The organism is Micromonospora sp. DT229, assembly GCF_049844505.1.
Lineage (GTDB): Bacteria > Actinomycetota > Actinomycetes > Mycobacteriales > Micromonosporaceae > Micromonospora.
Map to the genome: position 1 here is coordinate 163,022 of NZ_JBNCLD010000011.1, position 9,344 is coordinate 172,365.

Sequence of the window (9,344 nt, forward strand, 5' to 3'; positions counted from 1 at the left end):
CGGTAGCTGGACGTCCGTGGGCGTTGTCGCAGGTCAGGGCGTCGGGGCGGGTGCCGGGCTGTACCCACCGGGGCGCTCGCCCGAGATGCACCAGTCCAGCCCCTCGCGGGTGACTGTGAACAACAGTCCCCGGTCCGCCTTGCGCTTACCCACCGTGACGGTCACCACAGTGCTGACCTCCTGCCCGAGAGAGCCCGGACGGATGTCGGTGATCTCGGTCTGCGTCACCGTGAAGTGGTCGGCGAAGTCACCGTTCGGCCCGGTCGCGGCCTCGTCGAACGAGTCGTGCAGCACCGTGCAGAGTTGACTGCGCCCGGCCGCCACGTCCTTGGCCACCATCGCGTCGAGGTACGCCTGCACCCGCTCGCGGGATTTCGCCAGGGCCTCCTCGGCCGGTGCCCGACCGGGCTGCTCCGCCGGTTCCTTCTCGCCGCCGATCAGTCCGCAACCGACCAGCGCGAACGGCACGGTCGTGAGCAGGGCGAGGGCGGCCGAGCGCCGGTGAACCCGCATCGTCACCTCCCGATCTGCGGACATCGCACCGTCCGACCGGCGAGTCTGTCACACCCCGCACTGATGTAAGGAAGGGCCCCTTGTTATCGCCTTTTGCATAGGAAGGGCCCCCTATTAACACGCGGCAAGATCGGACTGCCGGAGTGTTAACAAGGGGCCCGTGCTCTACCGGAGGCGTTAACAGGGGGCCCTTCCTTACATTCAGCCGAGGCCGCCCCGGATGGCGCTGATCAGCTCCCCGTTGCTGGTGTCACCGGAGAGTTCCCAGAAGAAGGCGCCACCGAGACCCTGGTTCTTGGCGTACGTCATCTTGCCGCCGATGGTCGACGGGGTGTCGTAGCTCCACCAGTTGCTGCCGCACTTGGCGTACGCCGTGCCACCGACGGTGCCGGTGGCCGGGCAGGTGTTCTTGAGCACCTTGTAGTCCTCGATGCCCTGCTCGTAGGTGCCCGGGGCGGGGCCGGTAGCGGTGCCGCCCGGTGCGGTCTGGGTAACCCCGGTCCAGCCCCGGCCGTAGAAGCCGATGCCGAGCAGCAGCTTGTTGGCCGGGATGCCCTTGCTCTTGAGCTTCTGGATGGCCGCGTCCGACCAGAAGCCCTGCTGCGGGATGCCGGAGTACGAGTAGAGCGGCGAGTGCGGGGCGGTGGGGCCCTGCGGGTTGAAGGCGCCGAAGTAGTCGTACGTCATCGGCATGATCCAGTTGAGGTGGGTGGCGGCGCCGGCGTAGTCGGTCGCGTCGATCTTGCCGCCGTTGCTGCCGTCCGCGGTGATCGCGGCGGTGACCAGGTTGTTCGAACCGAACCGGGTACGCAGCGCGCCAGCCACGTTCTTGAACGCGTTCGGGCCGCTGGCGTCGCAGGTCAGACCGCAGGCGTTGGGGTACTCCCAGTCGATGTCGATGCCGTCGAAGACGTCCGCCCAGCGCGGGTCCTCGACGAGGTTGTAGCAGCTCTCGGCGAAGGCGGTCGGGTTCTGCGCGGCCTGGGTGAAGCCGCCGGACCAGGTCCAGCCACCGAAGGACCAGATCACCTTGATGTGCGGGTACATCCGCTTGAGCTTGCGCAGCTGGTTGAAGCTGCCTCGCAGCGGCTGATCCCAGGTGTCGGCGACCCCGTCGACGCTCTCCGCCGCGGTGTACGCCTTCTCGTAGTCGGCGTAGCTGTCGCCGATGGTGCAGCGGCCGCCGGTGGTGTTGCCGAAGGCGTACAGGATGTGGGTCAGCTTGGACGCCGAGCCGCTGGTGTGGATGTTCTTGACGTGGTAGTTGCGGGCGTAGACCCCCCACTGGGCGAAGTAGCCGACCACCTTCTGTCCACCCGGCGGCGGGGGCGGCGTGGTCGGGGGCGGCGAGGTCGGCGGAGGCGGCGCCGTCGTGGTCGGTGGCGGGGTGGTCGGGGGTGGGGTGCCGCCGCCGCAGGCCACGCCGTTGACGGTGCAGTTCAGCGGCGCCCGGTACCCCCCGGTGCCGTTGTAGCCCCAACTGAAGGAGGCGCCCGGCGCCAAGGCACCGGCCCAGCTCTTCTTGACCGCCACGTAGCGGTTGCCGTCGCGGGTGACGTCGGCGTCCCAGGAGCTGCTGATGCTGGTGCCCGAGGGCAGCTCGAACTCGATGCGCCAGGTGCTGACGCTGGCACTGGAACCGTTGGTGATGGTGACCCTCGTTTCGTGACCGGTCCCCCAATCCTGCACCCGGGCGAACGAGGTGGTCACACTTCCGGCGCCGAACGCCGAGGCCATCGGGACCGTGGCGACGGTCACCGCGACCGCGGCGCCGACCCAGAGGGCCCGGCGGAGCGATCTCTTCATGTGGCGCCTCCAAACAGTTAGGAAACTTTCCAAATTGTTGAGGAGACGCTACTCACGCGACCACACTTCGTCAAGATGTCGATGTATCGATTTGCCGGCCCGGTGAGAAACCACGTCGTCGCCGGTCGTTCGCTGTTACCTGGCGGTAGACGCCGCCGCGCGGCATGATCCGGTACGGCGGCGGCGGCGGGTACCCTCGCGCCATGTCCGTCTTCGACACCCAGATCAACTCCCTCACCGGCGGCCCGGCCGATCTCGCCCAGTACCGCGGGAAGGCCCTGCTGGTGGTCAATGTCGCCTCCCGCTGCGGCCTCACCGGCCAGTACGCCGGTCTACAGGCCCTTCAGGACGAGTACGCCGACCGTGGGCTGGTGGTGCTCGGCGTGCCGTGCAACCAGTTCGGCGGCCAGGAACCGGGCAGCGCTGCGGAGATCAGCGAGTTCTGCCAGGTCAACTACGGCGTCACCTTCCCGCTGACGGAGAAGGTCGAGGTCAACGGCACCGACCGTCATCCCCTCTACGCCGCCCTGGTGGACACCCCCGACGCCGACGGCCACACCGGGGACATCCGGTGGAACTTCGAGAAGTTCCTCGTCGCCCCGGACGGCACCGTGGCCGCCCGTTTCGATCCGACGGTCACCCCGGAGGACCCCACCCTGCGCACCGCCCTGGAGAAGATCCTGCCCTGATCCTCCACCAGCGGCGTAGGTTCGACGGGAGAGCCGAGTCGATGGAGGTGGACGTGTCGGTCGTGGGCCTGATCGGAAGTGGACACATCGGAGGCACCCTCGCGCGGTTGGCGGTGGCCGCCGGGTACGAGGTGGTGCTGAGCAACTCGCGGGGGCCGCAGACCCTGTCCGACCTGGTCGAGGAGTTGGGGTCGAGGGCCAGTGCCGGCACGGCCGACGCGGCGGCTCGGGCCGGTGACCTGGTGGTGGTCAGCATCCCGCTCAAGTCGTACCGGTCCGTGCCGGCGCAACCGCTGGCCGGCAAGGTCGTCATCGACACCAACAACTACTACCCGCAGCGCGACGGCCAGATCCCCGAGTTGGACGAGGACAGGGCCACCAGCAGTGAGCTGCTGCAACAGCATCTGCCCGAGGCCCGGGTGGTGAAGGTGTTCAACAACATCTTCTTCAAGCACCTGCTCACCCTGGCCCGACCCGCCGGTGCGGCGGACCGCAGTGCCCTGCCGATCGCCGGTGACGACGCCGAGGCCAAGGCGGTCGTCACCGGCTTCCTCGACCGGATCGGCTATGACGCGGTCGACGCCGGCAGCCTCGCCGACAGTTGGCGGTTCCAGCCGGACACCCCGGCGTACGGCACCATCTACTCCGCCGACCCGGCCAACTGGGAGCGGGAGGCCCCCGGCGACGCCGACAAGGTGCGTGCCGCGCTGGCCGAGGCCAAGCGGGGCTGACCTGTGGCCGCCGCCGACCTCAGGCGGTGACCGGCCTGTCGTCGGCGGCGGCCCGCAGCCCGTACCAGCCGATCGCGGCCACCAGGGACACCCGCAACCGCCGCGACGGCGCCGTCTCAGTCGCCGGATGCACCCGCGCGGCGGGCGCGCCACTCGGGTGCCAGCAGCGACCAGATCTCCAGGTCGAGCCGCCCGTCCGGGCCCGGGGCCACCTCACGCAGGACGCCGTCGCACCGCATTCCGAGCCGACGGGCGACCGCGATACTGCGCACGTTACCGGTGACGACCCGCCATTCGACCCGGTGCAGGCCGCGCTCGTCGATGGCCCAGTCGATGAGTCGGCTGACCGCACGGGTCACCAGGCCGCCGCCCACGGCGGCCGGTTCCAACCAGCAGCCCGCCTCGCAGACTCCCGTCTCGGCGTTCAATGACACCAACAGCACCCCACCGACCAGTTTCCCGTTCGACCAGATGCCCCAGATGCCACCGTCGTCGCGGGCCCACCGGTCGGCGTAGCGCTGCAACACGTGCCGCGCCTGCGGTAGGTCGGTGGCCACGAAGGCCGGTGACACCCAGGGCGTCATGCTTTCCCGGGCCCGGTCCAGATTGGCCAGGAACTCCTCGGCGTGCCACGGATTGAGCGGACGCAGCTCGGCGTCGGCGGTCAACGGCATGGTGAACATCAGACTCCTCCCCGATGGCACCATCGTCGTGGACGTACGCTCCCCCACCGAACCCCCTCGGACATGTGCCGGCCCTCCCCTGAGCTGATCAACGATCGGATCAGCGTACGGTCGGTGGAGCCGAGGGAGGGGACGGGTCTGTCCCAGGTGGACGTAGGGTCAGGCGGGGCGGCGGCCGCCGAAGCCGCAGTCGACCCGGTGGTACCAGCGCACGTCGGTGTCCCCCTCCAGCCAGCACCAGAGGACCTGGCGGCCCGCGCGCTCACCGGGGAAGTCCAGCAGCACCGGTGCGACACTCTTGATCTCGATGCCGTGCTGCCCGATCTCGTCGCAGATGGCGTGCAGCCGCGCCTCCAGGGCCTTGGCCTCGGGCCGTCCGCCGAGTGCGCTGAGCCCGTGGTTGGTCAGATCAACCTGCAACTCGGTCAGGTCGGCGCGGACCCGGATCAGCTCGTCGATCCGAGGTTGCAGGGTGGCCACCAGGTGCCGGGCCTGGGCGAGAGTGAACACCGCGCCAGTATGCGTCACCCGGATGGTCCTGCGGTACCGGCGCCGGGCATGATCGACTCCGTTTCGCTGATCCGGCGGTTTCACCGGCGCGGGGAACCCGCCATACCGGCGTAACGGAGTGGATCACCGTACGCCGGTGGGGGCGGCTATTCGGCCTGGGCGGCCAGTTCGCGGGCCCGGTCGCGGGCCGCTTCCAGGGCGGCCAGCAGTGCGGCGCGTACGCCGTGATTCTCCAGCTCGCGCACGGCGGAGATGGTGGTGCCGGCGGGTGAGGTGACCGCCTCGCGCAGCTTCACGGGATGTTCGCCGGAGTCGCGCAGCATCACCGCCGAGCCGATCGCGGTCTGCACGATCAGGTCGTGCGCCACCTGGCGGGGCAGGCCGAGCAGGATGCCGGCGTCGGTCATCGCCTCCACCAGCAGGTAGAAGTAGGCCGGGCCGGAGCCGGACAGGGCGGTGACCGCGTCCTGCTGGCTCTCCGGCACCCGGATGGTGGAGCCGAGCGGCTTGAACATCTCCTCGGCCAGCGCCAGGTGCTCCCCGGTGGCGTACGCCCCGGCGGAGATGGCGGTCATCGCCTCGTCCACCAGGGCGGGGGTGTTGGTCATGACCCGCACGACCGGGGTGCCCTCGGGCAGCCGGCGGCTGAAGAAGCTGCTGGGCAGGCCGGCGCAGAGGGAGATCACCAGCTTGCCGGCGGGTACCTTCGGCCCGATCTCCTCCAGCAGTACCGCCGCGTCCTGGGGCTTCACCGACACGGCCAGCACCTCGGCCTCGTCGACCGCGGTGAGGTTGTCCACCACCCGTACGCCGTAGCGGGCGGCCAGTTCCTCGGCGCGGGCCGGTCGACGGGCGGTGGCCAGCAGGCGGTCCACCGGCCAGCCGGAGCGCAGCAGGCCGGACAGCATCAACTCGCCGATCTTGCCCGCCCCGATCACCGCGACCGTGCGCACTCCGGCTGACACCTGAGGTACCCCCTCTGAAGATGGGCGTCGGGGGGGGGCCGGGGGGCCCCCCCGCGGCCCAACCACCCTAAGCGGGCGCAGCAGAGAGCCGGCGCGCGGGGGAGCGCCACCGGGGGCGTCTTCAGCTCCCGGGTGGCCTCGGCCAGCGGAACCCGGACGATGTCCGTGCTCTGCATGGCGACCATCTTGCCCCAGTCGCCCTCGTGGGCGGCGTCGATCGCCTGGAGACCCAGCCGGGTGGCCAGCACCCGGTCGAAGGCGGTCGGGGTGCCGCCGCGCTGGATGTGCCCGAGCACGACGGTGCGGGCCTCCTTGCCGGTCTTGGCCTCCAACTGCTCGGCCAGCCACTGGCCGATGCCGCCGAGCCGGACGTGGCCGAACGCGTCCAGCTCCTGGTTCTGGAGGACCATCTGGCCCTCCATCGGCTGGGCGCCCTCGGCGACCACGACGATCGGGGCGTACTGGTGCTGGAAGCGCTTCTCGACGTAGCCGGCGACCTGCTCGACATCGAAGGCCCGCTCCGGCAGCAGGATCACGTTGGCGCCGCCGGCCAGGCCAGCGTGCAGGGCGATCCAGCCGGCGTGCCGGCCCATCACCTCGACCACCAGGGTGCGGTGGTGGCTCTCGGCGGTGGTGTGCAGCCGGTCGATGGCCTCCATCGCGATGTTGACCGCGGTGTCGAAGCCGAAGGTGTAGTCCGTGGCGCCGAGGTCGTTGTCGATGGTCTTCGGCACCCCGATGACGTGAACGCCCAGCTCGTGCAGCTTGGTGGCGACACCCAGGGTGTCCTCACCACCGATGGCGATCAGCGCGTCGACGCCCTGGGCGGCAAGGTTCTCCTTGATCCGCTCGACGCCGTTCTCGATCTTGAAGGGGTTGGTCCGCGAGGAGCCCAGGATGGTGCCGCCGCGCGGCAGGATCCCCCGGACCTCCGCGATGCCGAGCGGGCGGGACAGGCCCTCCAGCGGACCCTTCCAACCGTCCCGGAAACCCACGAACTCGTGGCCGTAGCTGGCGACGCCCTTACGGACCACCGCCCGGATGACCGCGTTGAGGCCGGGGCAGTCGCCGCCGCCGGTGAGCACGCCGATACGCATGATCGCTCATCCTCCTGGGAGCATCTGGTCAAGCCCGATCAAGCCCCAGGATATGCGTCACGTCAGACCTTCGGCGCCGTTGCCGGCCCGGGGCGGGCCGTCACTGCGACTGTAGTCGGCGCTGGTACGACCGGACACCGCGCCCCACTACCGGCCAGTAGCCTCATCGGGGTGCACACCGACCACCGCCGGTGCCGCCCCGGCGGTGCCGAGCAGGTCCGTTCCGCGCAGACCCGCGCGGTCCCAGCAGCGGGCTGCGGTGAGGTGCACGGCGACCAGGGTCAACCCCGCCATGGTCGGCCCCTCCGGGAACCACACGGCCAGCTCAGGCTGCCAGAGTCGGGCCGCCCGCGCCGGGTCGTGGTCGTCGCGGGCGGTGCCGGACAGCGAGGCCCGGACCTGCTCCCCCGGGTCGGTGAGGCTCACCTCGACCTCCGGATTGACCCGGAGCTGACGCACCGTCGCCGACCGGGCGTACGCGAAGAACCACAGCTCACCGTCGAACGCCGCCCGTTGCAGGAGCATCGGCCGGCCCACCAGCCGACCGTCCAGCGAGATCGTGGTGAGGGTGCAGGTGCCCGCCGCCCGGATCAGCTCGGTGATCCGCTGCCGGGCCGCGCGGACGGCGCTCGCCTCGTCACTCATGCTGACGCCCGCCTCATGGCGATGCTCCCTCGGGTCGACCACCGTCAGGACGGACCGGTGCCCGCTGCGGAGCCGGCCAAACCTACGATCCGGTCATCGCCCGCCACCGGGCCAGGTTGTGCCGGGCGTCGACCAGGGCGTCATGCCGGCCGGATTCGGCGTTCGGCAGCCGTGGCCGCCCCCGGTCGTCCCACAGCTGGCGCAGATCCTTGGTGAACCGGGGAATCTCCCGAGGCAGGGCCGGCATGGCGCCCCACAGTTGGGCCAGCGTCACATGGTCGTACGCGGCGTACCAGGCCCACAGCTCCAACTCCTCCGCAGCGCCCGTACGGATCGGCTCGACCAGGAAGTCGTACAGGTCGTCGCGGATCCGCTCGCGGGAGCGCCAGGCGCGGTCCGCCGGGGAGGGCAGCTTGTCCAGCACGTTGCGGCGAACCCAGGGCACGGCCCGGGAGGCGTCGAACTCGGTGGAGACCGCGTAGAACTCGCGGCCGTACTCGTCGACCATGCCGATCGAGACCAGTTCGACCGTACGGCCGTCCTCGATGAATTCGCAGTCGTAGAAATAGCGGTAGACCATCCCTGCCATCCTCGCTGACGCCCGTGCCGCACCGGCGGGCGGGGCGAGCCGGGAGCGCTTCCACACCATCTGCAACGGCGACATCGCAGCTGAAGCTGTCACAGAAGTGACTTCAGGGGTGTACAGCACGCGACCGGACCGTCATGATCTGATGTGTACCGCTGCCGGACGCCGAACGGGTGTCGATTCGCCTAGTCAGGGGCCACCAGGCTCTCCCGGTGAGCGATGTGGTCCTTGACCGGGGGAGGGGGTGGGGCCGTGGAGATGCGCCTGCCGGAGCCGGGCGACGCGCTCACGGGCGTGGAGATGTTCGCCGGCCTGGAACCCGAGGTACGCCAGCGGGTGATCGCCGCTGCCGTGCCGAGGACGTACCGCAAGGGTCAACTCCTGTTCGTGGAGAACGACCCGGGTGAATCGCTGATCGTGCTGCGCCGGGGCGCGGTGGCGGTGTTCCGCACCGCACCGACCGGTGAGCGGGCGGTGTTGTCGGTGATCCGACCGCCGGATGTGCTCGGCGAGGTCTCCCTGCTCGACGCCTCCACCCGGTCCGCCTCGGCGGAGGCCATCGAGGACTGCACCGCCCTGGCCCTGTCCCGGGGCGCCTTCATGGAGCTGGTGCACTCGAACCCGCGCATCCTGGACGCGGTGATGCGCTCCCTCGGTGGGTTGATCCGCCGCCTGACCGAGCAGAACGCCGATCATGTCTTCCTCGACCTGCCCGGTCGGGTCGCCAAGACCCTGGTGCGGCTCGCCGGCGAGTCTCAGGCGCCGATGATCACCATAGAGCTGAACCAGAGCCAGTTGGCGGAGATGGCCGGGGGTTCCCGGCAGAGCGTCAACCAGGCGATCGGCTCGTTCGCCAACCGGGGTTGGCTGCGTACCGAGGGCCGTCGGATCGTGGTCACCGACGTGCCGGCACTGCGTCGTCGCGCCGGCATGAGCGAGCGCTGACCGGCAGCAGCGGGCCCTGAACGAAGCGGTGGGGGGGGGGGGCGGGGGGGGGGGCCCCCCCCCCCCGCTCCGGCTGTGCCCGAGCCGGATCTGCACGCCGTCAGCGTTGCAGGGTCAGTACGCCCGGTCGGTAGGGCAGCAGGCCGTAGTCGCCGCCCGAGTTGGGGGCTCGGC

General features: G+C 70.3%; 10 protein-coding genes and 1 pseudogene. 3 read left to right on the forward strand and 8 right to left on the reverse strand.

Annotated elements, in window-relative coordinates; translation table 11 throughout:
- Positions 1–33: 33 nt before the first annotated feature.
- Entirely contained in the window at positions 34–513 is a 480-nt protein-coding gene (locus tag ACLQ2T_RS19060; RefSeq protein ID WP_425767697.1) for a hypothetical protein, read from the reverse strand.
- Positions 514–714: 201 nt separating this feature from the next.
- Positions 715–2,319 carry a glycosyl hydrolase family 18 protein gene (locus ACLQ2T_RS19065; protein WP_425767698.1) on the reverse strand — a complete coding sequence of 535 codons (1,605 nt, stop codon included), beginning with the start codon at positions 2,317–2,319 and terminating at the stop codon, positions 715–717.
- Between the two features lie 203 nt (positions 2,320–2,522).
- Between ACLQ2T_RS19065 and ACLQ2T_RS19070 the strand changes: the two genes are divergently transcribed.
- Complete coding sequence (locus ACLQ2T_RS19070) at positions 2,523–3,008, forward strand: glutathione peroxidase (protein WP_425767699.1); 486 nt, start codon at positions 2,523–2,525, stop codon at positions 3,006–3,008.
- Positions 3,009–3,061: 53 nt separating this feature from the next.
- Positions 3,062–3,739: an NADPH-dependent F420 reductase gene (locus tag ACLQ2T_RS19075; RefSeq protein ID WP_425767700.1), complete on the forward strand. Its 678-nt coding sequence runs from the start codon at positions 3,062–3,064 to the stop codon at positions 3,737–3,739.
- A gap of 116 nt (positions 3,740–3,855) precedes the next feature.
- Here ACLQ2T_RS19075 and ACLQ2T_RS19080 read toward each other — a convergent pair whose 3' ends face one another.
- The 6 genes and pseudogenes from ACLQ2T_RS19080 to ACLQ2T_RS19105 all read right to left on the reverse strand — a co-directional run bounded on the left by ACLQ2T_RS19080 (position 3,856) and on the right by ACLQ2T_RS19105 (position 8,219).
- Positions 3,856–4,422, reverse strand: coding sequence for a GNAT family N-acetyltransferase (locus tag ACLQ2T_RS19080; RefSeq protein ID WP_425767701.1), 567 nt, complete (start codon positions 4,420–4,422; stop codon positions 3,856–3,858).
- 159 nt (positions 4,423–4,581) lie between these two features.
- Entirely contained in the window at positions 4,582–4,950 is a 369-nt protein-coding gene (locus ACLQ2T_RS19085) for a DUF2203 domain-containing protein (protein ID WP_425767702.1), read from the reverse strand.
- Positions 4,951–5,078: 128 nt separating this feature from the next.
- The gene (gene proC / locus ACLQ2T_RS19090; RefSeq protein ID WP_425767713.1) at positions 5,079–5,840 is read right to left on the reverse strand and encodes a pyrroline-5-carboxylate reductase; all 762 of its coding nucleotides are present in this window, start codon (positions 5,838–5,840) and stop codon (positions 5,079–5,081) included.
- A 161-nt stretch (positions 5,841–6,001) separates the two neighbouring features.
- A pseudogene (locus tag ACLQ2T_RS19095) lies at positions 6,002–6,994 on the reverse strand (6-phosphofructokinase); the annotation flags it as partial.
- Between the two features lie 147 nt (positions 6,995–7,141).
- Complete coding sequence (locus ACLQ2T_RS19100; protein WP_425767703.1) at positions 7,142–7,639, reverse strand: pyridoxamine 5'-phosphate oxidase family protein; 498 nt, start codon at positions 7,637–7,639, stop codon at positions 7,142–7,144.
- 82 nt (positions 7,640–7,721) lie between these two features.
- Positions 7,722–8,219, reverse strand: a complete 498-nt coding sequence (locus tag ACLQ2T_RS19105; protein ID WP_425767704.1) for a polyadenylate-specific 3'-exoribonuclease AS — start codon at positions 8,217–8,219, stop codon at positions 7,722–7,724.
- A 258-nt stretch (positions 8,220–8,477) separates the two neighbouring features.
- On the opposite strand from ACLQ2T_RS19105, the gene ACLQ2T_RS19110 reads away from it, so the two are divergent.
- Positions 8,478–9,170 carry a Crp/Fnr family transcriptional regulator gene (locus ACLQ2T_RS19110; RefSeq protein WP_327027030.1) on the forward strand — a complete coding sequence of 231 codons (693 nt, stop codon included), beginning with the start codon at positions 8,478–8,480 and terminating at the stop codon, positions 9,168–9,170.
- Positions 9,171–9,344 lie beyond the last annotated feature (174 nt).

Excerpts from the sequence above, each read along its gene's own strand:
- ACLQ2T_RS19100 (WP_425767703.1), bottom strand. The coding sequence starts at position 7,639 with ATGAGTGACGAGGCGAGCGCCGTCCGCGCGGCCCGGCAGCGGATCACC.
- ACLQ2T_RS19105 (WP_425767704.1), bottom strand. The coding sequence starts at position 8,219 with ATGGTCTACCGCTATTTCTACGACTGCGAATTCATCGAGGACGGCCGT.
- ACLQ2T_RS19060 (WP_425767697.1), bottom strand. The coding sequence starts at position 513 with ATGCGGGTTCACCGGCGCTCGGCCGCCCTCGCCCTGCTCACGACCGTG.
- proC (WP_425767713.1), bottom strand. The coding sequence starts at position 5,840 with ATGCTGTCCGGCCTGCTGCGCTCCGGCTGGCCGGTGGACCGCCTGCTG.
- ACLQ2T_RS19070 (WP_425767699.1), top strand. The coding sequence starts at position 2,523 with ATGTCCGTCTTCGACACCCAGATCAACTCCCTCACCGGCGGCCCGGCC.
- ACLQ2T_RS19080 (WP_425767701.1), bottom strand. The coding sequence starts at position 4,422 with ATGTTCACCATGCCGTTGACCGCCGACGCCGAGCTGCGTCCGCTCAAT.
- ACLQ2T_RS19065 (WP_425767698.1), bottom strand. The coding sequence starts at position 2,319 with ATGAAGAGATCGCTCCGCCGGGCCCTCTGGGTCGGCGCCGCGGTCGCG.